This window comes from Candidatus Coxiella mudrowiae, from assembly GCA_001077715.1.
Classification (GTDB): Bacteria; Pseudomonadota; Gammaproteobacteria; order Coxiellales; family Coxiellaceae; genus Coxiella; species Coxiella mudrowiae.
On the sequence record CP011126.1, the window covers coordinates 697,954 to 723,010 of the forward strand.

Below are 25,057 nucleotides of genomic sequence, written 5' to 3' on the forward strand. Positions count from 1 at the left end.
GTGAATAAACTATTTTCTAGGATTAAAATAGCATTCTTTAAAATGCCTAAAGTTTGTGAAACAGTGATAAATTGACCCTGTTTTAAAATTCCTTTTTCGTTATTTAACAAAGCATGAGTTTCAACGGCTTAAGAATTGGTATCGATAAGGAGCGAAGTAATTGACTTTAGCCTTGAAACTTTGATCTGGAAGAAAGTCCGCCGTGATTAAAACCGGCTGATCCAATTTTATTTGCGGAACAAATCGGCTTGGTAAATTGTAAACGAGATTTAATTCTTATGTTGATCAATCAATGTCATGACTTTTTCTCAAGGGCTCACATAATCGCCTAAACTAAATTGTTTAGCTCCAATATAGCCACTTTAAAGGCGCCGTCAGAGTAGTTATATCTTGTAAAGCCGTTTGATCGGTTTTAAGAAGAGCCTAATCTTTGTCTAGAGCGATTTCGTCATTATAGAGCGTGGCTTGCAGAATTAAACCTTGTTTTAGAGCTTTTAAATCACGTTGAAATTGTAACTGACTTAATTCTAAATCTGCCTGCGCAGCCGCTACGTCGTCTTGTTGTTTTCGATTGTCTAACTGGATAAGAACTGAGCCGGTTTTGACGAATGTGCCTCCTGGTGTGAAAGCTATTTTAGTAACATACCCCGCCACTTTTGGACTGATGTCTGTCTGATTATTTGCTAAAGTCCCGGTCGCTGTGGCCCCGTAGGCATATCGGTCACCTCCACAGGACTTAATTTACCCAAACGGGGAAAACTGACGGGGCGGCTGTTTTTTTATGTGAAGAAAATACGAAAACTCCAACGACAATCACGCAAATGGCTGCACCTAGGGCAAATAAAAATTTCGTACATCTTTTCATCAATTGCTGCTACTGCGTTGGCTGAATCACTAAAAATAATTGTTCGGAATCTCGCGCTACCTTTAGCAGTAATTGCTTAGGTTTTTTCTCTGCAATATTCATTAATTCGCTTACTGTGGGAGTTACTTGATTGTTAGCGCTCAAAATAATATCCCCCGGTTGTAAACCAGATAATGCGCCCTCACTGTGATCATCGATGCTGGTGACCAAAACACCGCTTAAAAATGTACTATCTAGTTCGAGATCACTAAATTTCTGTAACCGCATTCCTCCCAAAAATGGAACTTTACGTTCCAGAAGCACATCTTTAGGATCACCTACTGTAGCTGTTAATTTTTCGGTTTTGTGGTTGCGCAGTACGGTTAAATGGATGGTCGTTCCAGGTCGTACTAATCCGAGCATGTTGTGTAATTGTTCAGAAGTATGGATAGGACTCTGGTTGACGCATTCAATGATGTCTTGTACTTGAAGACCGGCTTTCTCCGCGGAACTACCAACAACGACCTTAGTCACTAAAGCGCCCTCGCTGTGTTTTAAATTGAGGGCATTAGCCAGTTCAGGAGTGATATTTTGGGCAGTCACTCCGAGCATACCTCGCTCCACTTTTCCATATTTAATTAATTGTTCGGCGACGCTTTTGACCATATTGCTAGGGATGGAAAAGCCGATGCCGATATTTCCGGCAGAGGGTGTGACAATCGCTGTATTGATACCCACTAATCGACCTTGTAAATCAATTAACGCACCTCCTGAGTTGCCGGGGTTGATGGGGGCATCCGTTTGGATAAAACTTTGAAAGTTATCAATACGAGGTTCTTGGCGGTCTAAAGCACTGACGACACCAGAAGTCACCGTTTGAGTTAACCCAAAGGGGCTACCGATAGCTACCACGAAATCCCCTACTTTCAGTTGGTTGGAATTGCCAAAGGGAAGTTGGGTTAAATGTTTTGCTTTAATTTGAATCACAGCAAGATCAAATCCTTCGTCTTTTCCGATTATTTTAGCTCGATATCGACGACCGTCTTTAAGAGTTATTAACATAATTTTTTGGTCTTTTATCACGTGAGCATTGGTAACAATGTAACCTTTTTGGGCATCGATAATGACGCCTGAGCTAACGCCCAGAACTTTTGTAGGAGTTAAATCTTGCTCAGTTTCCGGTTGGAATGGGTTAACTGGTTTTGGAATGAGTTTTTCCACAGCGATATTAACGAGGCTGGGAGTAGCTTTACTCAACATAGGTGCAAGACTGGACACTACTTTGCCATTGAAGTCGGGAGCTAAATGTGCATAACCACTGAAAGGAAAAAGAGAAAGTGCCAGGGTAATACTACTGATAATAACGCATGCTAATTTTTTCATACTCACTCACCACTTTAAGATACTAGTGAATTTCAATGGACTATAGTTTACCGCTTTCTTAGGTATTGATCCATATAACCGTCGCCATTCGACCAGTTTGTCCTTTTTCTCGACGATAAGAATAAAAAAGCTGGTGATTGAAATAGGTACAAAAGTGACCTCCGTAAATACGGTGGACGCCTAAATGATTGAGATTGATGGTGGCTAACTGATAAATGTTAGCCAACCAGAGCGGTCGTCTTTGTGGGCGGTAAAGGCCTTTTGATAATCCGTATGACGGTTAAGAAAAGCTTGCCGAACCTCCTCTCCAACTTCAAAGCCCAGGGGCCGATAGCGGGCCCGAGCCATACCAGAAAATCATTGGGTGGAGCTTCAAACACTGCAAAAGTATAGTTAATTATTCCCGCCAAACCTCGCCAACCCGCATGGACGGCCGCAATTTCACAGCCTTTAGTACCGGTGATCAAAATTGGTAAGCAATCAGCTGTTAGAATGGCACAAACTTGTTGACGCACGTTGCAGTAAGCGGCATCGGCTGTGGGAGGGGAAGTAGGTAGTTGATTAAGACAAATAATTTGGTTACTGTGGATTTGGTTAAGCCACACACGGGGGGTAGCGAGCAATTCTAAGGACTGGATTAATTTTTGTCGGTTGGCTTGGACGATTACGGGATTATCATCCACATGAAGAGCTAAATTGCCTGCCTGGCGGGTAGTAGTGGCAGCTTTAATATGAGGGAAGTGCTGGCCAATCGGGAAAGATAAAGTTAGGTGGCATGGGCATTGTCTTGTGCTAAAGATTTTAATAAATCCAGCATATCTTTGGGTAGAGGAGCGTGCCACTCCATCGTTTGCTGGGTCAAAGGATGAGATAGCTGCAAAGTGGTTGCATGAAGCGCTTGACGATGAAAAGCTTTTAGAGTAGCTTTGAGTGAGTTGGAAAGGAAAGCGGGAACACCGATATGACTGCCATAGACGGGATCCCCGACGAGGGGATGATGAATATGGGCCATATGGACACGGATTTGATGGGTGCGGCCCGTTTCTAACCGAATTCGAATGTGCGTGTGTGCTCGATAGCGTTGAAGAATGCGAAAATGAGTGATTGCTTCTTGGCCATTGTTGAGGACGGCCATACGAGTGCGATGTATCGAATGACGTCCAATTGGAGCACTGATGGTTCGACCGGAAATAGGTATACCTTTTACAATAGCTTCATATTCTCGACTAATTTTTCGTGTTTTCATGGCTTTGGTTAATGCATGATGGGAGATTAAATTACGAGCGATTACAAGGAGCCCTGAAGTGTTTTTATCCAATCGATGAATGATTCCTGCGCGAGGGAGAATAGCTAATTGGGGATCATAATGAAGTAAGGCATTGATTAATGTGTGGTTGAGAATACCGGCCCCAGGATGGACCACCAGCTCTGCGGGTTTATTAATAATAAGTAATGCTTCATCTTTGTAAAGGATGTTTAAAGGCAGTGCCTGAGCAATCCATCGTTCACTGGGGGCAAGGTGCGTGGTTATTTCAATCAGTTGATCGACTTGTACTTTTTCCCGTGTAAGCATTTTTTGAGTGCCATCGACGCGAACATGTCCGGCTTGAATCCAATTTTGTAGTTGGGAGCGAGAATAATCGGGAAATAACTTAGCCAAAGCTTGGTCAAGACGTACTCCCACTAATTCAGTCGGAACGATGCCTTTTAAAGAAATTTTTTGGGGATTCATGGAGGCATGATATCAGATTCTGTAAGCCTTGACCCTCGCCTACTTTCTCATATCCTTCTTCATGAGATGAGCGATAAAAACCACGGTTTCGTTCTAGAATGAGTTGCTCTATAATGGCTGCGTTTTTTATAATTGCTAGCACAAGCAAGAAGAAGGACTCATGAAAAAGTTATTTTTTATTCTTACTTTTCTTTATCTCTGCGTTTTAACGAGTTGTGCAGGAAAAGACGTTGATCCTTACCAAGCGTATCGTGGGAAAACCTCGATCGAATTATTTACGGCTGGTGAAAAAGCTCTGGCGAAAAAAAATTATTCAGAAGCTGTCAAAAATTTTGAAGCGTTGGATGCCATTTATCCGTTTGGTCCCCATGCCCAACAGGCTCAGCTCGATGTTATTTACGTTTATTATAAAAATGGAGATATTGCTTCAGCTATCGTTGCAGCTGATCGTTATATTCGATTATATCCCCGAGGCCGTCATGTGGATTATGCTTATTACATGCGAGGGATTGTTGGATTTGACTTAGGATTATCTTGGGTACAAAAATTAGCGGGCGTAAATCCTGCGTCTCGCGATATAAGTACTTTGCAACAATCTTATAGAGCTTTCGCTACGCTCGTAGATACGTTTCCCCAAAGCCCTTATGTTCCCGATGCGTTGACACGTATGAAATATATTCGTAATTTAATGGCCCAACGCGAAATTATGATTGCCCAATTTTATCTGAAACGCCACGCTTATGTCGCAGCTGCTAATCGCGCTACGTACGTAGTGCAACATTTTCAAGGTTCGCCAGAGGTGATCAAAGGCTTGGCGATTATGGTCCAAGCTTACCGTGCGTTAGATCTGCCAAAAATGGCGGATTCCAGCTATCAGTTATTAAAAATTAATTATCCAAATTCACCTGAGCTCAGAAAGTTACCCGGCTGAAATTCTTTGTAAATTAAGCTAAGTAATTTGGTATCCAAAAAGAAAGCGCTTGCTTTAATATTTCTTTATTTGGTTGGTTTAGAAATGAAATCATTCATACCAGCCGCGAGCCACCGTTGTTTAATTGGGCCGTTTTTCGACGTTAATGCGATAATCGATGTGCGCTACGATTTCCGTGGAATGATTTCACAAACTTCGATGCCATTCATATCGGTTAACTGAATGTCTAAAAAATAAGGTCGTAATTGTTTCGATAAAAAGCTAAGGCTATTTTGCCGTCTTTGACCAATCGCACTTTACAATTTAAATTTTTAAGGAACGAAAGATGGATTTGCTGCATAAGCGAATTGTCTTCTACGAGTAAAATATGGGGCTTTTGTAATTGGTTTTTTATAATTTCTGAAAAAGCGGATACCATAATTAATTGGTGTAGCATCATCCCTGTTCTCCATGATAACAATTACCGCCTAAAAAATGAGGCGACAACAAGCTACACTAAACATGTCAGGCGATGTGTGGTGAACATCTCCGTGTATGTCTGAGAGAAGTAGTGTGCGAGCTATCGCTTCAAACCTTTTTTCAGGCCAATCAATACTTTTATTAAAAGCATGTTGGCCTTTTTTGTTTTGTCCCGGATATTGAACTAAATTTGGTACAAATGGTACATACAGATATTTGCTATTTTTATGTGAGATATTTCTTACCTTACAGGGAAGAGGGTGGGAAGCTGAGGAGTCAATCATGAAAGAGGTGAAGGATGAGCGGGTTAGCCCGAGCAAAGCCTGTTCAAGCTGTGAGGGAAATGACCCAATTATCTCGACGAGAATTTGCCAAAAAACGAGTATTGCCAACACGACCTTACAGCACTAGGAAGGCGGAAAAAACACACTTTGCTAGAAAAATTGGTTCGACTCTATATTAAAGCGCTTTTAAATCTCGGTGTGTCCATTGTAGTTAGGATTGGTTAATGCATAGAACAGGCCCTGTGCCTCAATACGTGGGGCAAGTGGTTTTTCAGGAGGAGCCGATGGTTTTGCAAATAAGTAAAATCTCAACTACAAAGCAGAAGTAAGATGAGAATATCCAAGAAGAATTGGATTTATTTTTAAAGAAAAAATAAAATGCAGTCCAGTTTGTAATACCCGATGATGCTATGGAGCCCCGTTTCATAAAAGCAGAATGTAGCAGGCAGGCATTCACAGTTATGCGAAAAATATTGAGAAATTAATTGGTTTGGATTGTATTATTTTAATACAATGTGGTGATATGTTAGTATGAACCTTATTTAAAGGCGATATTGAGGGTTATGATCATCTGAGCCCCATCAAACAGAAAACAAAAGTATCCAAGCCTTTTATTTATAATGCTGAACTTGTGAGTGCTGCTCCTGTAATTTTGGCAAGACGAAAATCCCCTATTTAATAAAGTTTTTATGTTAAACTCACTGTGATTAGCTCAAGGAATTATTGTTAGACACGCCTCATTATTACAGCACGGTTGCTGTCTTAGGTGCCCATCTTTTTCGTCGCTTACTTCACACATAGCTATAATCATCATCCCTTTTCTTTACTATTCCTATTCCATTTCTGTCGCCCGTTTTTTGGGTTTGTCACTTCATTCCTTATTGTTAGTTATCATAGCAATAGTTATTTTATTTGAAATCGTACGCTTGAGACGTAAATGGGTTTTATGGGGGCAGCGTAAACGCGAAGGGCGTATGGTTTCTTCTTTTGCCTGGACCGTTATTAGTCTTTGTGTGGTTTTATTATTGGCACTCGGAAAACAATACGCTATTCCCATTATTGCTTCCTGTTCTCTCGTTGATCCCCTCCTTGGCGAATTACGAGACATACCCGATTAGGCACAACGTGGATTTTTTTCTGGGTGTGGTTGTTGTCATGCTAATTTGGTGGTTGGCGAGCTCATGGTTTAAGATTGATTGGCTTCTTGGTTTATTAATGGGGCCTTTGGTAGTGATGGTAGAATGGAGAAACTTTCAATGGATTGATGATAATGCATTGATGATGTTGATTCCGCTGTTGGTCATTTTAATTCTCTATCGATAAATGGAAAGGCAGGTAAGTTTCAATTAGATTGTTAGAAAGGAGTATGCTGTGTTGGCCTTGGTCTGGATTCTTTTATTCCTTATCGTGAGACTTGTTCTTGCATTTAATCGGGCTTTCTTGATTGTTTGGATAATTAGTTATGTTTTTGTTCTTTTTTCTTGTTTACGCTTTTAGTAAAGCCACTTTTTGGGGTTCTAGTTAGCTTATGGGTTGTATTTTTAATATTATCCGTTTTATTCAATGTATTGTCATTACGCCGAAAAATTTTTTCATGTAAACTTTTATCTTTACTATACCGTCAACGAATGCCCCAATTATCAATAACGAAACGTGAAGCATTGACTGCAGGAAATGTAGGGTGGGAAGGAGAATTGTTTAGTTGGAATGCCCGATTGGTATAAATTACAAAGCATTCCTAAAGACAAATTATCAGTGGAAGAACAGGCATTTTTAGATGGCTCTGTCGAAGATTTAATGTGGCCATGATCGATGATTAGGATATAAATCAACAATTTTTTAATATTCCAAACCAAATTCGGGATCATTTAAAAAAAACAAGGTTTTTTTGGATTTATTATTCCTAAATTCTACAGCAGCAAAGAATTTTCCACTTTAGCACATAGCCAAATAATCGCCAAAATCGCCAGAATGAGTATTGCTGTTGGAACTGTAGTGAGTGTTCCCAACTCATTAGGCCCGGTGGAATTATTGCTTGCTTATGGAGCTGAAAAACAAAAAAAATTATTATTTGCTCCGTTTAGCAAAGGGTGAAGAGATCCCTTGTTTTGCTCTAACAAGCTCTGTTGCAGGATCGGATGCTAGTGCAATTAAAGATTACGGCATAGTTTGTCATCACGAATTTAACGACGAACGAGGGCTAGCTATTCGATTAAATTGGAATAAACAGTATTACCTAGCTCCTGTAGCTACTTTGCTCGGTCTGGCCTTTAAACTCTATGATCCAGATCGGCTTAATTGGAGATCAAGAAAATATCGGAATTACCTGTGTAATTAATTCCGGTACAAACTTCTGGTGTCGTAATTAGATGCAGACATTCCCCCCCTATGCTCAGAGTTTCCAAATGGTCCCACTCAAGGTAAAGACGTTTTTATTCCGATCGATTCTATTATTGGAAGAGTGAAAATGGCGGGACATGGATGGCGAATTTTGATGGAGAGTTTAGCAGCAGGACACAGAAAGCCTTAACACGTATTGGGAGGTATGGATTTTTAATTGAAGCGCTGCGTTTGTTTACAGTAGCTGAAGTGGATCAAGGTTATAAATCAGCTTTAGCTTCAGTGATCAGTAAATATCACATTACTCAATTGAGTAGATAAGTAGTTAATCACGCCATGGATATCCACGGAGGTAAAGGAATTTGCATGGGTCCTCATAATTATTTAGCTCAAGGTTTCATTGAAAGCCCAATGGGTATCACTGTTGAAGGAGCTAATATTTAACAAGATCAATTATTATCTTAGGTCAGGGAGCTCTTTGTTTCCACCCCTACGTTTTAAAATAGATGAAAGCTTCTCAAAAAGGCAAATTAGAGAAATTCGATGAAGCTATTTTTTCTCATTTAGGGTATTTCTTTTCCAATCGTGTACGCGCTTTTTTCTGGCATTGAGTAAAGGACGTTTTGCTCGTGTTCTACTTGGCGAACTGAAATGCTATTACCAAAAATTTTCACAACTCTCAGCAGCATTTGCTCTTGTTTCTGATGTTGTGATGCTGACAATGGGCCGATCAATTGAATCGAAAAGAAAGATTATCTGGGCGATTAAGCAATATTTTTAGTTATCTTTATATCGGCTCTGAAGTAATGAAATATTATGAATTCGAAAATGAAAGAGAAATGGAATTAGTTATGGGGTGGGTTCGTGAAAGTTTATTATATCACATAGAGCAGGAGTTCAATGAATTTTTAGTAAATTTGCTCCATCAAGGATTAGCTAGATTTTTATGCTCTATTGTGCTTCTTTTGGGAAAACAGATAAAACCTCCTACAAAAAAATTAGGTGAAATGGATACAGAATTATTTTTGTATCTAAGTCAGGTTCGAGAACGTTTATCAAAGCATGTTTATATTAAAAAAACACCAAATAATCTGATCAGTTTAATCTAAATAGATTTAAATAAAGTTATTTCTGTAGAGTCTTTAAAGAAAAAAAATAAATCTTGCTCTTTGTAAAAAATAAAATTAGTGGAAAGACTTGTCTAGAAAAAAATCAAAATGGTAGAAGAAAAAACAATAATTAGAGCCGATGAAGCGAAACAGTTACAGGAAGCTTATCCAATGAGGTTACGAATTATTGCCGTTGATGATTTCGCGTCGGACGAATAATATCCAGATTTTGACCAAAGGAGAGGAACTAATGGATAAAAAGTAGTTAAAAACCTATCCTGTTGGGGTACCTGAAACCATAGAGGTTAAAAATTATCGCTCATTCAACGAGGTAAACGAGGTATTCGAAGATTATTATAGACAATTTGGAATCCAAACCGCTTTTATAAATTTCAATGTGTCCTTGACTTATTACAATCAATTAGATAATTTAAGTCTCGATTTTTCTGCTTATTTATAAAAATACCTTAAAATGAAAAAAGGTGAACGTTTTTCAATTATATTTCCTAATGTGTTGCAATTTCCAATTGCTATGTTTTGTGCTCTTCGGTCGGGAGTGGTCGTTGTTAATTGTAATCCACTTTATACTGAACGAGAATTTGATTTTCAATTAAAAGACGACGATGTGACGGAACTTATTGTGCTGGAAAATTTCGCGAACGTTCTTTCTTCTACTTTAGAAAAAGTAGATCTCAAACATATTATTGTAACGAAATGGGTGATTGCCTTGTCTGGAAAGCCCCTATTGCTATTTAGTTTTAAAATATATAAAGAAAATGGTACCATCGTTGGATAAAGTTAATGTTCAAGGGGATGATATTGCTTTTTTACAATATACCGGAGGAAAAACTGGTGTGCCAAAGTAGCGATGTTAACTCACCGTAATATATATCCTGTCCAATGTTGCTCAATGGTATGGGTAAAGACAGCCTTATCTGTGGGGCAAAAAACTGCTCTAGCGACGCTCTTACTATATCCTATTTTTTCGTTGACTGTTTGTTGTTTTTGTTTTATTGGTTTGGGTGCTAAATGTTTATTGATCACAATCTTCGAGATATTAAAGATTTCATTAAAACATTAGAAAAGAGACCATTAACGGTTTTAGTTAGTATTAATACACTTTTCAATTTATTATTAAAATCACACGGATTTTTTCGATCTGATTTAACTTAATTAAAATTGACTATCGGCGGTAGGATGGCTGTTCAAAAATCAGTTTCTGATAGGTGGTTTGAAAAATAGGTAAAAATTGTTGTAGAAGGTTATGGCCTAACTGAAGCAAGCCCCATAGTGAACATAAACCTATCTTTTAACGATAGTATTAGTTTTCCGGTTCCGAATACAGATGTGTCCATTCGGAATGATAAAAATAAAAAAGTACCCTTGATGAGGAAGGTGAGCTTTGTGTACGTGGACCGCAATTAATGAAAGTCTGTTGGAAAAAAATCAGATGAAACCGAGAAAGTGATTTACAAAGAAGGATGGCTCTTTACCGGTGATATTGTTCGAATGGATAAAAATGGTTTCATTTATTTATTGGATCGCAAGAAAAGATATGATTATTGTTTCCCAATTTTAATTTGTATCCTAATGAAATTGAAGAGGTGTTGTCTTCTCATCCCAGCATTCGCGAAGCAGCTGTCATTAGTGTGCCTAGTGAAAAATCCGGCGAAAAAATTAAAGCTTTTATTATAAAGAAGGATAAATCCTTAACAGAAGAAGATGTTCTAAGATTTTGTCGTAATCAACTGACAGCCTATAAAGTTCCTAAAGTAATTGAATTTCAAGACGATCTACCGAGGTGATAGATTTTTATAGATTACTATTCGAATTTTTTCTTTTAGTTCATCAGTGAGGGAATTATTTTTACAAAGAACTACGAATAAAATAATACGTTCATCATCTTGCCAATCCTGACTAGTTGCCAAGCAATCGACGATTTCATCAAATTTTTCAACTTGCTAGTAAATTTCTGCTGTACCAATCTGAACACCACCGGGATTGAAGCTTGTGTCGGAGCGGCCATAAATAATGATGCCATTGTGTTTGGTGATTTGGGCATAGTCTCCGCATGCGCTCAAACGTCGGGATATTTGTCAAAATAAGCTTTTTGATATTTTTTCTATCTGGATCATTCAAAAAATAAATAGGCATTGCAGGAAAGGGTGCTGTACAAACCAATTTGCCTTTTTTTGTCGATAACGGGTTTTCCTGCTTCATTAAAAATCTTTACATTCATTCCGAGACCAACACATTGCAATTCATCCCGCTAAACCGGCAGTAGAGGATTCCCAAAAGCGAAACAAGAGATAATATCGCTATCTCAGAAATTGATGACAGTTGTACGTTTGTTTTTACTTCTTGATACATATAATCAAAACTTCTCAGTAATAAAGGTGAACCTATATTTAAAATTGTTTTTAAATTTGATAAAAGGTACGTTTTTTTAGGTTTTAAATTTAACTTATCAGAAGATTCTGTAATTTTTGCTCCAACGTCTAAAATAGAAATGGTTACTTTTTCGATTAAATCAAAAAGGGTTGTAGGAGTGAGATGAAAAAGCGCTTCATTATAAAGGATGACTGTAGCCCCGACAAAAAGGCTGCTGACTAACCAATTTCACATCATCTAGCTGCACGTGGTATAAAAGAAAATGCGATCTTCAGGTGTAAGTCAGTATGTAAAATTAATTCTTTCAAATGTTGAATTAACGTGCCACGAGCGCTGTGTACCATACATTTAGGTTTTTCAGTGGTACCTGAAGAATAAAGAATGTAAATCGGATGATTAAAGGGTAATTGTTCAAAATAAAAGTTCTTGGAATTACTTTTTAAGCAATTGCGATAAAATTTAGAATTTTTTAGTGAGTTGAGGGCTAATTTTTCTTCGGTGATTGAGACAATAATAGTCTGGATTAGTGAAGGTAGAAAATTTTTTAATTGGCGAATTTTTTAAATGATGAAAGGTCTTGCCCTTATAAGAATAGCTTTCTACCGCGAACAATACTTTTTGTTCGATTTGCTCGAAACGATCGACCAATCCTTCCAAACCAAAATCTGAGGAGTAGGCCGACCAAATAGAGCCAATGCTGGTAAGTCGCCAGCATAGCGACAACAGTTTCAATCCGATTAGACATAAAGCCAAACGACACGGTCACCCGGTTTAACCTGGCGTTGGCATAGAAAAGTAGCAATAGCAGCAACTTTGTTAAAAAGCTTATTCTAAGTAAAAGTTTTAAAATCGCTTAGCTCTGAAATAAAGATTAAGGCGGGATGGTGCTCCCTTCGAGGTAATAAATTTTCAGCGAAATTGAGTTTTTCTCCTAAAAACCATTTCGTATCTTGTATCTGGGCAGCTTTTTAGTATTTCAGTAGGTTTTTGAGATTCTTTTACTTTACAAAATTCCCCAACTGACTGCCAAAAAAAGAGTTGGATATTCAATTGACCAACGATAGAGCTTTGGATAATAGTCAATTTTTAAGCAAAATCGTGTATTAATAAAAGGAATAAGGTGTGTCATTTAGCTTTGCGTCAGAGCCTCTTTAAGAGGGTCTCCACAATGGCTGTTCCGTCATCGCTTATACCTCGCGTTTCCGTAAGGAGATAGTATTGCACGAATTTGTATCTGATGCTAAGTTACATTCCTCCAATGTAGGCACGTAGCTCAGTGGTAGAGCACCACCTTGACATGGTGGGGGTCGTTGGTTCGATACCAATCGTGCCTACCAGTTTAGCCCGAAGCATCCTATAATTTAGAAAAAAATTAATAAGATATAGAATTTTGGTGCAGGACCTCTCGCTAGCTCTCTCAAAAGAATCTAATAAAAGTTTGCTTACCTCTGTTTAAAGCAAATCGGCCAAAACCCCCAGGTTAGTGGGATTAAAAGTTTCATCTCATAACGATTAAATTATTTTGCTTCCCAAAATTTTTATCGTTCTGTAGGTTTTTATTTTTTTTAGAGTTTTTTTCCTTTAGACAACAAAGTTTTAATAGGGTTTTAAGATATTCAAACTTACCGAAGAATTGGTTAAGAGTTCCTTGGAAATTTTCTTTTTATAGCCCATCTCTTGTAAAATTTTATATAAAGCAGGGAAGCTATTGGCAATTAAATTTGAAATATAATTGATCGTTAAAAATGCTGTCGATAGTGCTTTAGAAACTTTTCTTGCTTCAAGATTGTAAAGTATATCCACAATTTCTTGACTGCTTAAATTGGCTAGAAAGAAAAAGATAACTTGTTTTTCTCGTTTAGTTAAATAAGGGGGGTTGCGAGCTTTACCTCCAGTTTGAGCGTAAGAAGTTTTATTCAGATAGTGATAGAAATTTAGGATATTCATTTTAAGATCTTGAAATAAAATGCCTACGACGTTATTGGTTGAAGAGTTAATTAAAAGAGTTTTAATGGCAATATAAGGTATCAATCTGTTATAAAATCGATTAATTTTTGAGAACCATCTTCGGTGAGCGGCTGCTCATTCATAACTAGTTGATCTTATTAAGTTATAATTAATTCAAAATTACGATCGTTATCGTATAGCAGCGGCAGACAAATCCTTTTGCCGATAATTTCTTTTGCCTCAATACCCATGTGTTGAGCGAAATAATCAGACCAAAAATATGTTCTGATCGGCAGTTTTTTTACGTTCATCATTTAATTATAGGCATCGCCTGAGACAAGAAAGATATAGAGGTTACAATTTTTTTTAAAAAAAGTATCATCAGAAGAATCAACTGGGCGAGATGTTTCAGCCATGTTATTTTAGATCCATTAGGGACTGATAAACTTCATTATAGTCTTGGATTGGTTAAATACAAAAAAAACCTATTTATTATGTCTAATTTTATTGATTAGCTTTCCTTCCGTATCAGCAGTATTGATTAGTCGTGCATTGCCAGCTATTAGTGATTTTTTTCATGTCTCAAATGGCTATACTCAGAAATTTATTATTATTATTTTTGTGATTGGATATGCGTTAAGACAACTTATCTATTCACCTTTTACTAATCGGGTTTGGTCGTAAAATTGTAACGCATTTGAGAATTAGTCTTTATTTATTAAGTTGTTTAATTTTTTTAATTGGTATTTACCTCCATAGCCTTGAAATTGTTTTTTGGGGCCGCTTTCTTATAGAATTGGGTTCAGCCGTATGAATGATTATTAGTTTTACGATCATTAATGATTTTTATTTTTCTGAACAAGCTCGTCTGCTAGTAAGTTATACCGTATTGGCGTATGCATTTATTCCTGTATTTTCTATCAAATTGGGTAGTTTTGTTACAACACATATATCCTGGGTTGGTTGTTTCTATTTTTATTTGATACGGTATTATTATTTTTTTATTACTACGTAGTTACCAGAAACGCTGGTGACCCCAGAATCACATCGCTCTAAGATTCAAAACGTTACTTCGTAGTTATTTTCAAGCGTTGACTACGTGGTGTGTAGCTTTATTTTCAATTTTATGCACTAATGACGACGTTTATTTATATTGTGGCCAGTCGTGTTCTCTTTTTAGGTATCGATGAAATTGGATTAACCTCTGCCCATTATGGGATGCTGCTGATTATTCCGTACAGTGGATAATTTATCAGCGCCTTATCGGCTAGAAAAATCAGTCAACGACTATCCGATTATCAAGTCATGTCATTGGGTTATGGAAGTACTATTTTTAGAAGTCTATTAATGTTTATTTGTTTTTTGTTTCATTATATAAATGTATTTAGCTTAATGATTCGCATTTTTTTATTATGATGGGCTTACCAATGACCTATAGTAGTGTGAGCGTGATGGCGTTAGTTGGTTACGAAGAAAAAGCTACTGGAGCCGCCATTATGAGTTTTATAACAATGAGTGTCACCTTAGTAGCGGTATTCGTGTTAACCCTGCTACCAAGAAAAAATCCGCTTATGATGAGAATGCTGTTTATTGTTATTTTAGCATTCGCTATATTAGCCTTTTGGAAGGCTAATATAGCGATTTGGCGACAGCTAATTTCTTAGCTTTTAATCTGATTAATTTTTATATGCCTATCTTTATAGGCTTGATACTGTTCGAAAAAGAAATTGGCTATAGTTGCCTTTCCCTTTGTTAAAAGTGGATGTTCATTAATCTTGGAAAAGGATTGAATTTCAATAAGGCTATTAGTTTGAAATATTTCAGTGGCCTTTAAAAGATCCTCGGGATATAGGATTTTCTCAGTTATCGGTTTTCCTATTTGAGCAGCAATTTTGATAATTGTATCTCGGGTAATTCCAGGCAAAAGACCGTCCTCAATTCGAGGAGTAAATATTTTTTCATTAATCAAAGCAAACAAATTTCCAATGCTTGTTTCAGTGATAGCACCTTTCGTATTAAGCATTAAACCTTCGTGATATCCTGCTTTAATAGCTTCTTGTCTTGCCAATATGAGTTCTAAACAATTTAAGTTCTTTAATCGGCTTAAAAGAGAAGCTTCATTTCGCTTAATATCTGTAATGTAAAGTGTAGGCGAAATTGGGCGGGATGAGCTAGAAAGTGTAACAGTGATCAATAAGGTAGGGGATGGATTAAGAGGTGCTTGAATCCCTTTTGGCGAAGGGCCCCGACTCAAGGTGATTCGAAGAGAAGCTGCTGTCGATATTCGATTAATTTCTAACAGTTGTTTGCATTGGTTTTTCAGTTCGATTAGGGAGAATTTAAAAGGAATTTCTAATTTTAAAGCGGAAGCTGCCAGCCGATGGTAATGTTCCTGAAAGAAAAGTAAATGCCCTTTTTCAACTTTAATAGTTTCAAATAAACCGTCTCCCAATAAAAATCCTCGGTCATTACTATGAATGACTGGTGAATCCATTGAATCAATATTGTTGTTTATTAGAATCTTCATAAGATAGAGTAATGAAATTATCGATTAATTGGAGCCCTTGTTCTGTCAAAATAGATTCTGGATGAAATTGTACGCCGAATGTGAGATAAACGCGATGGCGAATCGCCATAATCTCGCCTTCTTGACTTTCTGCCATAATTTCCAAGCAATCAGGGATCTGATTTTTGCTGATAATGAGTGAATGATAGCGACCTGCAGAAAAAGGATTACGAATTTTAAAAAAAAGAGATTGTTGATTGTGGTGGATCCGACTGGCTTTCCCATGCATGGGATAATGAGCACGGCATACCTGTGCGCCAAAGGCATATCCGATAGCTTGATGTCCCAGACATACTCCTAAAAGAGGAATATGAGGGGAGAAGCGTTTGATAACATTGAGGGAAATGCCGGTTTGAGTGGGTCCCCCAGGGCCCGGGGAAATTACGATATGAGAGGGCTTAAGCGTTTCTATTTCGGTGAGGGTGATTTTATCATGACGATATATTAATATCGGATGGCCTAAGATCTCAAAATATCGACCTAAGTTATAGACAAAAGAATCATAATTATCAATGAGCAGAATCATAGTGTGAAAGATTTTACACAATACGACAGACAAAACAAATCAGCTGCACCACTTCCAGCGAAGGTTTGTGGGTTTTAGCGATTTATACTAGGCAAGGGTAAAGAAAATGTCGAATACAGAGCAGCCTTATTGGGCTTCTATCCCTTATCGAGATCCATTTGAATACGCTGTGATCTTCCACAAATTAAATTATTTTGTCTTTTTAGATAGTATGAAATTTGATCCGAAACTGGGAAGATACAGTTATATTGCTATAGATCCATTCGCTACGCTTATTTATCGCGATGATAGAATTTATTTTAATAATAAGGTGGTTGGGACAGAAAATATTTTTACGTTTCTACATAATAAATTAAAATCATTATCACTCTCGTTAAATCCTGAGTTGCCTCCTTTTCAGGGAGGAGCGGTGGGGTTTTTTAGCTATGATTTAACAAGGAATTTGGAAAATTTACCAAATTATGCTGTGGACGACATGCGTTATCCACGCTTGGCAGTAGGATTTTATGATTTAATCATTTCCTTTGATCATGTTAAAAAACAAGCATGGGTTATTTCTTCCGGATTGCCTGAAAAAAATAATGAAAAAAGAAAACGTCGTTTGCAGTTACGTCTTTCTTGGTGTTTACAGAAATTGGAAAATGTTAAAACTCCACAATTAATTGACGAACCATCGGTGATGGAAAATGATATTCGTGGGTACTTTACTAAAAAAACATATATGGAAGCGGTAGAGAAATGTCGTCATTATATTTTGGACGGCGATATCTTTGAGGTAAATTTGTCACAAAGATTCCAGTGTGTTTTTCCAGATAATTGCGAATTTTCGCTTTATCAGCGAATTCGTGCAATAAATCCCGCGCCCTTTGGAGCTTTTGTTCGTTTTGATGACACAACTATTGTTTCCAGTTCTCCCGAACGGTTTTTAAAAGTGCAAGATCGTTTAGTGGAAACAAGGCCGATTAAAGGAACTATTAAGCGTTCACGTGATGCAAAGGAAGATGAGCTATTAGCTCAGAAACTAGCGACGAACATTAAAGATCGTGCCGAGAATACGATGATTGTAGATTTAATGCGAAATGATTTATCGAAGGTTTGTCTTTCCAATTCGATTCATGTTCCTGCGTATTGTCAGATAGAAAGTTATGAGACAGTCCATCATTTGGTGTCGGTTATTGAAGGAAAACTAAAAAATCAGTATCAGGCTGTCGATTTATTACGAACAGCTTTTCCGGGAGGTTCTATTTCAGGCGCTCCTAAAATAAGAGCTATGGAAATAATTGAAGAATTAGAGCCTACGCGACGAGGACCTTATTGCGGCAGTGTAGGGTATATTGGGTTTGATGGTAGTATGGATACTTCAATTCTTATTCGAACCTATCTTTTTAAAGATCAAATAGTTACATTTCAAGTGGGTGGAGCGATTGTCCTAGATTCGGACGCTCTTTCAGAATACGAAGAGACACTTACTAAAGCTGAGGCTTTAAAAAAAGCATTAATTAGCAAAGAAAAGATATAGAGAAATGGACGGTATCGGGGTGTTATTTTAAACGTTGCGATAGGTATAAACGGTGGAATATACTATTTGTATGCGTTTATCTATTTTTATATGCCTAATTACATTTATAGCTTTTCCTTTAGTAGTTAAGGCAGGGAATCAAAATATAGAACGCATTTTTACTTAAAAAGGAACAGTATGGCACGTGGGGTTTATTCGCGGTTTCCTGTAAAATCCAGCCTAACTAATCCATCAATTTATTTTTTCGGATCTAAAGAAATAAATAATAATGCTATGACAGCGCGGTCTATTGGCAATTTTGTTGGTATTCGAATGCAATGTCAGGTCGCGACCTGCATATACCGCAATGCTCAAGGCGAAACTAATTCAATAACCAATAACGGAGATATTGACGAGTTGGGTTATATTAAAGGCTAACCACCTACTCAGTGTGTGACAGGGTAGCTGTTAGAATGTTCAAGGAATACTGTAGAATAATTCGCGTTTGTTTTCTGTGTAAAGATTCCCCCATCACCGATTCTTAAAATAAAACCGACATGCCAAAAGTTATTTTATCTTCAGATGCCGATTCTCCCTTACTAAGCTCGATATTTTTTGAAAGTCCCATAATTTTGATTGTGTTCAAATTCAGTAAATAAATTGAATCTAGGAAACAATCGATAATATCGATAATAAGGTCTTACAATGTAGCGTATTTGCATTAAACCACTGCCAATTTCTCTAATTTAGTAAATAGATCTGAATTTTCAGATCGAGTTGCCAAATTTTTTTCTTCCTGAATCTTTTCTGATAGTTTTTGATCAAATGAAGTTAAATTTTGCTGTGGGGTTGATAAGGTGGGAAAAGGAAGAAGCCTTTGGATCGTTTGGCGACGCTCTTCTTTTATTTCTAAGATAGGCTTTGAACGCTATATTTCTAAACTGTGCGTTAAGCACCATTCCCAGCTTATGATCTCCTTCTAGCTTTCTTGAACATAAGTTCGCAAGCATTTGCGCATGGCTATCGTGTAGGGGTGCGGTGCGGTCGTATAAATAAAACCTAATATTAAATCTAGTAACTTCCAATCTAACTTAATTACTTTTAATACTTTGGGACGAACTTGGCTTCCATGTTCAAGCAGAGGCCGCAAAATTTTTTCTCTAAAAAGTGCTATTTCTTTTTTTCCTCTCAATTGCTTTGGGGGTAATTGAGAATACTGCTCTAGGGCATAATCGAATAAAGTTTGTATTTTTGTTTGATGGTCAGTATCTTCTCTATTTATAAGACACCAATCTAAGGGTACTTTTGATGTCCCAGTTCTTTTAGCTCCAGTTACCTCCATTTCTAAATGAGCCTTTCTTAATTCTGGATTTTCTTTACTTCGACACGATATATAAAATTTCTACATATATTTCGCTTCGTTCTCAATAAGCGTTGTACAATTGTCATTTCCTGTTCCATCAGATTTTCGCTTTCCATAGTTTTGCTTTTCTTCGTTGTAAGCCCCTTTTTGTTGTTCGTGTTGATAAATTTCTGCTTGAGCAAGAAGCTCCCTTTGCTTCTCTCGAATTTTAAAAAGAGCTGTAGGGAAGGTGATAGCCTGTAATAAATTTCTCAGTGCATTCATTCGTTCTCCTTCTAGGCGTTGTTCGATATATTTTTGAATCATCAATCGAAATTCATGATTCATCGGCTAGGGAATTAAAATTGGCTGACATAATTTATCAATTAGTTCGTCCATTTTTTTTAGATAATGAAGAATTATTTTTTACTTTTTTGTAAATAATTTCTTTTCGGCATAATAGTATAACTTCAATTAAAATCTTTAATAACTGAGAATATCTTTCTATTCGTGGTACATGAAAGTTAAATTTCCATTATGGATAAATATCCATTATGGATAAATATTAATTACATCCTAGTGCTAAACGAAGTTCCTTTGGATTGCGCCATTCGACAGCCTCTTTCGGAAGTCTAATCTGAATCGTTCCCGCACGTTAAAGCTTTTTTTCTGTTTTTGCTCGAAAAGAAAAATATTTATTTCGGGCATATTCAATAAGGCTAATAATGGATCTGATTCTACTCTCTATGGAAAAAATTTCATCTTCCAAAGAGAACGAAATCTTTTTGGTCCTATTTCATATTTCTCTGCTTTTATCAAAACACTATTAATTTGTTTTTTTATGTCATAGAGAGCGTCTACATAGAGAGCGTCTATTAGAGTAGTCATCGAAGAAGCGAGACTCTAATGGCTCTTTTTTTCCAGGAGCGATTAGATAATTTGCACGTCGTCTCATTTTCTGCCAATTCTTGAGGGAGAGTTCTGAATTTTTGTGCTAAAAGCTTCTTCGAGTTGACTCTGTAAAACGCTCCATTCTTTGTCCGCTACTTCAACGATTGGGGAGAATGTATGTTTTCTTGAAAATTCTAATAAAACTTTCTTTTTTTTCTGAAGTACTTGGAGCTGGATAATTCTTTGTAACCATTTTTGATACGTGTCCTTCCATACTACTCTTCCCTCCATTTTTAGTAAGATTAAATGGAGTTCTATTAAGTCCCCTTCGTTAAGGTCCTGTTGTAATTGGCTAATAACTGCCTTTCGCGCTTCTCTTTCTTGTTCTGCCAGTTCTTTCGGAATAAGAGTATTAGTCTATATCTATAAACGTGTGGTAGGTCGCATGTAATGACGCTTAGTGTAAACTTGAAATCAGTGAAATTTGACTTATTTTCGGATTCAATTTCAATGATGAATGTGAGGAGAACTTTATTTTTTTAAATTAGATAAAAATTAGCTAAAAAATGGACTTCTTCAATGAGGAACCTCCAAAATGAGAAAAAACCAAGAAAAATTAAGAAAAAGAAAAATATTCCTTAAGAAGGGTTAACGCTTTACGAGGTCTTAAATTGTCAAAAAAATAGCAGGATGCTACCATCTTGCGTACTTTCCCATAAGGGTTCCATTATGCCAGTGATCAAACTTCCGGATGGAAGCATAAAAGGATTTTCTGAACTTGTGACTGTTCAAGAAGTCGCCGAGTCTATTGGTGCTGGGCTTGCTAAGGCGGCATTAGCAGCAAAAGTCGATGATTGCTGGGTGGATACATCTTATCTCCTTCAGGAAGATGCCTCTCTTAAAATTATTACTGACAAAGATCCCGAAGGGCTGGAAATTATCCGCCATTCTACGGCGCATCTTTTAGCTCATGCCGTTAAAGAATTATTTCCGACGGCCCAAGTCACTATTGGCCCGGTAATTGAAGATGGGTTTTATTACGACTTTGCTTTTGAACGTTCTTTTACCCCTGAGGATCTGGAAAAAATTGAGAAAAAAATGCATGAGATTGCAGAGGCTAATTTAAGAGTGGAACGAAGAGTATTAACTCGTGAAGAAGCTTTAGCTCTTTTTGAAGGGATGAATGAGAAATATAAGGTTGAGATTATCCGTGACATTCCTGCGGAGGAAACAGTAACGGCCTATCAGCAAGGTAATTTTATTGATCTTTGTCGCGGCCCTCATATACCACGTACGGGTTTATTGAAATTGAAAGCTTTTAAATTAACAAAATTAGCAGGGGCATACTGGCGAGGCGATAGTAAAAACGAAATGTTGCAGCGAATTTATGGAACGGCATGGGCTGATACTAAAGCCTTAAAAAGCTATTTGCATCGTCTTGAAGAGGCTGAAAAACGTGACCATCGGGTGCTCGGGAGGAAAATGGATTTATTTCATTTTCAATCGGAATCGCCGGGGAGTGTATTTTGGCATCCGAAAGGATGGAGCATTATCCTTCAAGTGCGCGAATATATTCGCAATCTCACCCACAAGTACGGTTATCAGGAAGTCAATACGCCGCAGCTCATTGAAGCAAAGTTATGGGATAAATCGGGTCACTTAGAGAAATTCGGCGATGATATTTTTAGCTTGTCGATGGAACCCCAGCAGTATGTTATCAAACCAATGAGCTGTCCGGCCCATGTTCAGATATTTAATCAAGGCATCAAAAGCTATCGTGATTTACCCATTCGTTACTCCGAATTTGGTGTCTGCCACCGCAATGAGCCGTCAGGTACTTTGCATGCTTTAATGCGGTTGCGCGGTTTTGTTCAAGATGATGGGCATATTTTTTGTACGGAGGCACAGATCCAAGGCGAGGTGTTGGCTTTTATCGATCAGTTGCACCAAGTCTATGCCGATTTCGGCTTTAATGAAGTTATTCATAAATTATCTACCCGGCCCGAAAAGCGAGTTGGGAGTGATGAAGTATGGACTAAGGCGGAGCAAGCTTTGGCAAAAGCATTGGACGAAAAGGGTGCGAATTGGGAGATCTTGCCAGGGGAAGGGGCTTTTTATGGACCGAAAGTTGAATTTTCTTTGCGAGATTGCTTAGGGCGAGTGTGGCAATGCGGCACCGTGCAAGTCGATTTTTCGATGCCGGAACGATTGGGAGCATATTACATTGACGAAGATGGCTCCAAAAGAACTCCTGTAATGGTCCATCGCGCTATATTGGGCTCATTTGAGCGCTTTTTAGGAATTTTATTAGAAGAGTATGCCGGCAAACTGCCCCTCTGGTTAGCTCCTGTTCAAGTGGTAGTTATGAATATTACCGATCGGCAAGCCGATTATGTCAAGGAAATCGTAGAAAATCTTCAAAATTTGGGCATTAGGGCCACATCGGACTTGAGAAATGAGAAGATCGGCTTTAAAATCCGCGAACACACTATTGCGCGTTTACCTTATCAGGTTATCATTGGTGACCGCGAAGTTGCCGATAAAACCCTCACAGTACGCGCAGTGGAACGTGATGAAAAGCCGACTGGTCTCACGTTGGAAGAGTTTGTTCGCCAATTGCAGGCAGAAATTTATCAGCATAGCAGAAAGTCGCCAGTAGAATTAACTATTTGAGGAGATAATATATCAGATTGAAACGAACACGCGTCAATAAGCAAATCCGTCTCCCGGAAGTGCGATTGATTGACGAGAAGGGCGAGCAAATGGGGATCGTGAAAATTGATTGGGCTTTAACCCTCGCTGAAGAAGCAGGATTGGATTTAGTTGAAGTTTCTCCAACGGCTAAACCGCCCGTTTGCCGTATTATGAATTTTGGTAAGTATCAGTTTGAGCAAAGCAAACGAAAAGCAGCTCAAAAGAAAAAGCAACGGTTAATTCACCTTAAAGAAGTGAAATTCCGTCCCACAACGGATGTGGGGGATTACCAGGTTAAGTTGCGTAAAATTGCAGATTTTTTAGAACGTGGGGACAAGGTAAAAGTAAGTTTGCGTTTCAGAGGACGAGAAATGCAACATCGTGAGTTAGGATTAGAGCTGCTAAATCGCGTCAAGCGCGATTTAAGAAGTATTGTTATCGAACAAGAGCCGAAGCTGGAAGGTCGCCAAATGACAATGGTGGTTATGAAAGGCAAAGGTGAGAGTAATAAAACGAAGAGTGAGAGTGATGCCGAAATTAAAGACTAATCGTGGGGCTACGAAACGGTTTAAAACAACAGGTCAAGTCGCTATTAAGCGAGCTACGGCTAATCATAATCATATTTTGACGAAAAAATCGCAAAAACGGAAACGCCGGTTGCGCAAGTTGCATCAAGTCGCTAAAAGCGACGTTAAGGGAATTGAGGAAATGCTGAGAGTTTGAGTTGCTTTTAAGAATTTTTATACTGGAGATATAACATGCCAAGAGTAAAACGAGGCGTTACCGCAAGGGCCCGTCATAAAAAAATATTGAGTAAAGCAAAAGGCTATTATGGTGCGCGCAGTCGGATCTATCGTGTGGCGAAACAAGCCGTAATTAAAGCGGCCCAGTACGCTTATCGTGATCGCAAACAGCGAAAGCGTCAATTTCGTGCTTTATGGATTGTTCGTATTAATGCGGCTGCACGAGAGCACGGACTCTCCTATAGTCGCCTGATAAATGGCTTAAATAAAGCGGCGATTCTTATGGATCGCAAAATATTAGCGGATTTGGCCGTTAAGGATAAAGTTGCCTTTGGGAAATTAGCTGAGAAAGCCAAGCATGCATTAAGTGAATAATGATGCGCGAACCATGCAGGCTCAATTAAAATCTTTATTACAAGCTGCTAAAAAATTCATTGATGAAGCGACCGATGAGCCGACCTTGGAGAAAATTCGTGTTAATTATCTCGGCAAAAAGGGGGAACTGACCCAATTGCTCAAATCATTAGCGGAACTTTCCCCCGAAGAGCGCCCTCAATTCGGAAAGTCGATTAATGAAGTTAAGTATGAAATTCAGACTTTACTCACTGAGAAATCTACACAGCTGCGGGAAAAAGCCCTTCATAAAAAATTAACACAAGAAAAAATTGACGTTACTCTCCGTGGTCGTTATACCAGCCTTGGTACGATCCACCCCATTGCTCGAGTTTCTGAACGAGTAACTCAATTGTTTATTTCGTTAGGTTTTCAGGTTGTCGAGGGTCCAGAAATTGAAGATGAGTATCATAATTTTGAGGCATTAAATATTCCCTCAAGTCATCCTGCTCGGACAATGGTAGATACCTTTTATTTTTCAGACAATCAGTTATTACGAACCCATACTTCCAATGTGAAAATACGTGAAATGAAAAAACACGGTGCACCAATTCGACTAATTGCATTAGGGCGAGTATATCGACGCGATTTTGATCCCACCCACACCCCCATGTTCCATCAAGTAGAGGGCCTTGTAGTAGATAAACAATGTACTTTTTCGGACCTAAAAGGCTTATTACAGCAATTTTTAAATTGTTTTTTTGAAACCGAATTTCGTTTGCGTTTTCGTCCTTCTTATTTCCCTTTCACCGAACCTTCGGCCGAAGTTGATATCTATCAACCGGCTACCGACAGCTGGTTAGAAGTCTTGGGTTGCGGTATGGTTCATCCCAATGTCTTACGTAACGTGAACATTGACCCTGATGAATATAATGGTTTTGCTTTTGGTATTGGTTTGGATCGATTAGCTATGTTGCTTTATAGCGTACCCGATTTGCGTCTCTTTTTCGAAAATGACTTATGCTTTTTGAGGCAGTTTTAATT

The 25,057-nt window shown here is 37.9% G+C and carries 27 protein-coding genes, 1 tRNA gene and 2 pseudogenes; 18 read left to right on the forward strand and 12 right to left on the reverse strand.

Going from position 1 to position 25,057, the window contains the following annotated elements:
- Positions 1-423 precede the first annotated feature (423 nt).
- From CleRt_RS11615 to rluD, 5 genes are all read right to left on the reverse strand, one after another.
- On the reverse strand, positions 424-654 hold the full coding sequence (locus tag CleRt_RS11615) for an efflux RND transporter periplasmic adaptor subunit (RefSeq protein WP_235379171.1): 231 nt from the start codon (positions 652-654) through the stop codon (positions 424-426).
- Positions 655-874: 220 nt separating this feature from the next.
- Positions 875-2,227 carry a Do family serine endopeptidase gene (locus CleRt_RS03425; RefSeq protein WP_048875097.1) on the reverse strand — a complete coding sequence of 451 codons (1,353 nt, stop codon included), beginning with the start codon at positions 2,225-2,227 and terminating at the stop codon, positions 875-877.
- 58 nt (positions 2,228-2,285) lie between these two features.
- Positions 2,286-2,453 (reverse strand): laccase domain-containing protein, encoded by a 168-nt coding sequence (locus CleRt_RS13190; RefSeq protein WP_306686802.1) that lies wholly within the window; start codon positions 2,451-2,453, stop codon positions 2,286-2,288.
- Positions 2,446-2,910, reverse strand: coding sequence for a purine nucleoside phosphorylase YfiH/LACC1 family protein (locus tag CleRt_RS03430; RefSeq protein WP_306686803.1), 465 nt, complete (start codon positions 2,908-2,910; stop codon positions 2,446-2,448). The genes CleRt_RS13190 and CleRt_RS03430 overlap by 8 nt, the downstream gene beginning before the upstream one ends.
- Before the next feature lie 83 nt (positions 2,911-2,993).
- Positions 2,994-3,959, reverse strand: a complete 966-nt coding sequence (gene rluD, locus CleRt_RS03435) for a 23S rRNA pseudouridine(1911/1915/1917) synthase RluD (protein ID WP_048875098.1) — start codon at positions 3,957-3,959, stop codon at positions 2,994-2,996.
- Positions 3,960-4,119: 160 nt separating this feature from the next.
- Here rluD and CleRt_RS03440 point away from each other — a divergent pair, with 160 nt between their 5' ends.
- Positions 4,120-4,890, forward strand: coding sequence for an outer membrane protein assembly factor BamD (locus CleRt_RS03440; protein WP_048875099.1), 771 nt, complete (start codon positions 4,120-4,122; stop codon positions 4,888-4,890).
- Positions 4,891-5,116: 226 nt separating this feature from the next.
- On the opposite strand, the gene CleRt_RS11620 is transcribed toward CleRt_RS03440, so the two are convergent.
- On the reverse strand, positions 5,117-5,329 hold the full coding sequence (locus tag CleRt_RS11620; protein ID WP_235379172.1) for a response regulator: 213 nt from the start codon (positions 5,327-5,329) through the stop codon (positions 5,117-5,119).
- 1,230 nt (positions 5,330-6,559) lie between these two features.
- Between CleRt_RS11620 and CleRt_RS11625 the strand changes: the two genes are divergently transcribed.
- The 8 genes and pseudogenes from CleRt_RS11625 to CleRt_RS03475 all read left to right on the forward strand — a co-directional run bounded on the left by CleRt_RS11625 (position 6,560) and on the right by CleRt_RS03475 (position 10,887).
- Positions 6,560-6,751: a hypothetical protein gene (locus CleRt_RS11625; RefSeq protein ID WP_235379173.1), complete on the forward strand. Its 192-nt coding sequence runs from the start codon at positions 6,560-6,562 to the stop codon at positions 6,749-6,751.
- Positions 6,752-6,758: 7 nt separating this feature from the next.
- Positions 6,759-6,956 carry a hypothetical protein gene (locus CleRt_RS11630; protein WP_235379174.1) on the forward strand — a complete coding sequence of 66 codons (198 nt, stop codon included), beginning with the start codon at positions 6,759-6,761 and terminating at the stop codon, positions 6,954-6,956.
- A 564-nt stretch (positions 6,957-7,520) separates the two neighbouring features.
- Positions 7,521-7,727, forward strand: a pseudogene (locus tag CleRt_RS08940) (acyl-CoA dehydrogenase family protein); the annotation flags it as partial.
- A gap of 387 nt (positions 7,728-8,114) precedes the next feature.
- Entirely contained in the window at positions 8,115-8,294 is a 180-nt protein-coding gene (locus CleRt_RS03460; RefSeq protein WP_048875101.1) for a hypothetical protein, read from the forward strand.
- Between the two features lie 259 nt (positions 8,295-8,553).
- Positions 8,554-8,754 (forward strand): annotated as a pseudogene (locus CleRt_RS14010) (acyl-CoA dehydrogenase domain-containing protein); the annotation flags it as partial.
- The gene (locus CleRt_RS03465; protein ID WP_048875102.1) at positions 8,708-9,082 is read left to right on the forward strand and encodes an acyl-CoA dehydrogenase domain-containing protein; all 375 of its coding nucleotides are present in this window, start codon (positions 8,708-8,710) and stop codon (positions 9,080-9,082) included. The pseudogene CleRt_RS14010 and the gene CleRt_RS03465, both read left to right, overlap by 47 nt.
- Positions 9,083-9,554: 472 nt before the next feature.
- Entirely contained in the window at positions 9,555-9,878 is a 324-nt protein-coding gene (locus CleRt_RS03470) for an AMP-binding protein (protein ID WP_048875103.1), read from the forward strand.
- Positions 9,879-10,644: 766 nt separating this feature from the next.
- Entirely contained in the window at positions 10,645-10,887 is a 243-nt protein-coding gene (locus CleRt_RS03475; RefSeq protein ID WP_048875104.1) for an AMP-binding enzyme, read from the forward strand.
- Between the two features lie 1,045 nt (positions 10,888-11,932).
- Here CleRt_RS03475 and CleRt_RS11635 read toward each other — a convergent pair.
- A complete protein-coding gene (locus tag CleRt_RS11635; protein ID WP_053097854.1) occupies positions 11,933-12,196 on the reverse strand; it encodes a hypothetical protein in 264 nt (87 codons plus the stop codon).
- Positions 12,197-12,735: 539 nt separating this feature from the next.
- Between CleRt_RS11635 and CleRt_RS03485 the strand changes: the two genes are divergently transcribed.
- Positions 12,736-12,810 (forward strand) — tRNA-Val (locus tag CleRt_RS03485).
- 259 nt (positions 12,811-13,069) lie between these two features.
- Here the strand turns inward: CleRt_RS03485 and CleRt_RS03490 are convergent.
- Positions 13,070-13,420, reverse strand: coding sequence for a hypothetical protein (locus CleRt_RS03490; protein WP_162198814.1), 351 nt, complete (start codon positions 13,418-13,420; stop codon positions 13,070-13,072).
- A 1,427-nt stretch (positions 13,421-14,847) separates the two neighbouring features.
- On the opposite strand from CleRt_RS03490, the gene CleRt_RS03500 reads away from it, so the two are divergent.
- Positions 14,848-15,084 carry a hypothetical protein gene (locus tag CleRt_RS03500; protein WP_157870824.1) on the forward strand — a complete coding sequence of 79 codons (237 nt, stop codon included), beginning with the start codon at positions 14,848-14,850 and terminating at the stop codon, positions 15,082-15,084.
- Here CleRt_RS03500 and CleRt_RS03505 read toward each other — a convergent pair.
- Together CleRt_RS03505 and CleRt_RS03510 are read right to left on the reverse strand one after the other, a co-directional pair.
- Positions 15,081-15,914 (reverse strand): aminodeoxychorismate lyase, encoded by an 834-nt coding sequence (locus tag CleRt_RS03505; protein ID WP_235379175.1) that lies wholly within the window; start codon positions 15,912-15,914, stop codon positions 15,081-15,083. The two genes, CleRt_RS03500 and CleRt_RS03505, sit on opposite strands and share 4 nt — an antisense overlap.
- Positions 15,915-15,918: 4 nt before the next feature.
- A complete protein-coding gene (locus tag CleRt_RS03510; RefSeq protein ID WP_048875109.1) occupies positions 15,919-16,512 on the reverse strand; it encodes an anthranilate synthase component II in 594 nt (197 codons plus the stop codon).
- A 106-nt stretch (positions 16,513-16,618) separates the two neighbouring features.
- Between CleRt_RS03510 and pabB the strand changes: the two genes are divergently transcribed.
- The gene (gene pabB / locus CleRt_RS03515; RefSeq protein WP_048875110.1) at positions 16,619-18,031 is read left to right on the forward strand and encodes an aminodeoxychorismate synthase component I; all 1,413 of its coding nucleotides are present in this window, start codon (positions 16,619-16,621) and stop codon (positions 18,029-18,031) included.
- Between the two features lie 177 nt (positions 18,032-18,208).
- Entirely contained in the window at positions 18,209-18,448 is a 240-nt protein-coding gene (locus CleRt_RS03520) for a hypothetical protein (protein WP_048875111.1), read from the forward strand.
- A gap of 541 nt (positions 18,449-18,989) precedes the next feature.
- Here CleRt_RS03520 and CleRt_RS03525 read toward each other — a convergent pair.
- Positions 18,990-19,352: a BTB/POZ domain-containing protein gene (locus tag CleRt_RS03525; protein WP_048875112.1), complete on the reverse strand. Its 363-nt coding sequence runs from the start codon at positions 19,350-19,352 to the stop codon at positions 18,990-18,992.
- Positions 19,353-19,412: 60 nt separating this feature from the next.
- Complete coding sequence (locus CleRt_RS03530) at positions 19,413-19,700, reverse strand: hypothetical protein (RefSeq protein WP_048875113.1); 288 nt, start codon at positions 19,698-19,700, stop codon at positions 19,413-19,415.
- Between the two features lie 1,272 nt (positions 19,701-20,972).
- On the opposite strand from CleRt_RS03530, the gene thrS reads away from it, so the two are divergent.
- Genes thrS through pheS form a run of 5 tightly spaced genes read left to right on the forward strand, consistent with a single transcriptional unit; the run spans position 20,973 to position 25,055 of the window.
- A complete protein-coding gene (thrS, locus tag CleRt_RS03540) occupies positions 20,973-22,916 on the forward strand; it encodes a threonine--tRNA ligase (protein ID WP_048875115.1) in 1,944 nt (647 codons plus the stop codon).
- 17 nt (positions 22,917-22,933) lie between these two features.
- A complete protein-coding gene (infC, locus tag CleRt_RS03545) occupies positions 22,934-23,485 on the forward strand; it encodes a translation initiation factor IF-3 (protein ID WP_235379176.1) in 552 nt (183 codons plus the stop codon).
- A complete protein-coding gene (rpmI, locus tag CleRt_RS03550) occupies positions 23,466-23,660 on the forward strand; it encodes a 50S ribosomal protein L35 (RefSeq protein WP_048875117.1) in 195 nt (64 codons plus the stop codon). Before infC ends, rpmI begins: the two co-directional genes overlap by 20 nt.
- Before the next feature lie 35 nt (positions 23,661-23,695).
- A complete protein-coding gene (gene rplT, locus CleRt_RS03555; RefSeq protein ID WP_048875118.1) occupies positions 23,696-24,055 on the forward strand; it encodes a 50S ribosomal protein L20 in 360 nt (119 codons plus the stop codon).
- A gap of 13 nt (positions 24,056-24,068) precedes the next feature.
- The gene (gene pheS / locus CleRt_RS03560; RefSeq protein WP_048875776.1) at positions 24,069-25,055 is read left to right on the forward strand and encodes a phenylalanine--tRNA ligase subunit alpha; all 987 of its coding nucleotides are present in this window, start codon (positions 24,069-24,071) and stop codon (positions 25,053-25,055) included.
- Positions 25,056-25,057 lie beyond the last annotated feature (2 nt).

Bases quoted from the DNA above. Each gene is read 5' to 3' on its own strand.
- CleRt_RS03510 (WP_048875109.1), bottom strand. From the start codon at position 16,512: ATGATTCTGCTCATTGATAATTATGATTCTTTTGTCTATAACTTAGGT.
- CleRt_RS03505 (WP_235379175.1), bottom strand. From the start codon at position 15,914: ATGGATTCACCAGTCATTCATAGTAATGACCGAGGATTTTTATTGGGA.
- CleRt_RS03530 (WP_048875113.1), bottom strand. From the start codon at position 19,700: ATGAATCATGAATTTCGATTGATGATTCAAAAATATATCGAACAACGC.
- CleRt_RS03470 (WP_048875103.1), top strand. From the start codon at position 9,555: ATGAAAAAAGGTGAACGTTTTTCAATTATATTTCCTAATGTGTTGCAA.
- CleRt_RS03460 (WP_048875101.1), top strand. From the start codon at position 8,115: ATGGCGAATTTTGATGGAGAGTTTAGCAGCAGGACACAGAAAGCCTTA.
- rpmI (WP_048875117.1), top strand. From the start codon at position 23,466: ATGCCGAAATTAAAGACTAATCGTGGGGCTACGAAACGGTTTAAAACA.
- CleRt_RS11620 (WP_235379172.1), bottom strand. From the start codon at position 5,329: ATGATGCTACACCAATTAATTATGGTATCCGCTTTTTCAGAAATTATA.
- CleRt_RS03500 (WP_157870824.1), top strand. From the start codon at position 14,848: ATGACCTATAGTAGTGTGAGCGTGATGGCGTTAGTTGGTTACGAAGAA.
- CleRt_RS03520 (WP_048875111.1), top strand. From the start codon at position 18,209: ATGGCACGTGGGGTTTATTCGCGGTTTCCTGTAAAATCCAGCCTAACT.
- pabB (WP_048875110.1), top strand. From the start codon at position 16,619: ATGTCGAATACAGAGCAGCCTTATTGGGCTTCTATCCCTTATCGAGAT.
- rplT (WP_048875118.1), top strand. From the start codon at position 23,696: ATGCCAAGAGTAAAACGAGGCGTTACCGCAAGGGCCCGTCATAAAAAA.
- pheS (WP_048875776.1), top strand. From the start codon at position 24,069: ATGCAGGCTCAATTAAAATCTTTATTACAAGCTGCTAAAAAATTCATT.
- rluD (WP_048875098.1), bottom strand. From the start codon at position 3,959: ATGAATCCCCAAAAAATTTCTTTAAAAGGCATCGTTCCGACTGAATTA.
- CleRt_RS03490 (WP_162198814.1), bottom strand. From the start codon at position 13,420: ATGAATATCCTAAATTTCTATCACTATCTGAATAAAACTTCTTACGCT.
- thrS (WP_048875115.1), top strand. From the start codon at position 20,973: ATGCCAGTGATCAAACTTCCGGATGGAAGCATAAAAGGATTTTCTGAA.
- CleRt_RS03525 (WP_048875112.1), bottom strand. From the start codon at position 19,352: ATGGAGGTAACTGGAGCTAAAAGAACTGGGACATCAAAAGTACCCTTA.
- CleRt_RS03425 (WP_048875097.1), bottom strand. From the start codon at position 2,227: ATGAAAAAATTAGCATGCGTTATTATCAGTAGTATTACCCTGGCACTT.
- CleRt_RS03440 (WP_048875099.1), top strand. From the start codon at position 4,120: ATGAAAAAGTTATTTTTTATTCTTACTTTTCTTTATCTCTGCGTTTTA.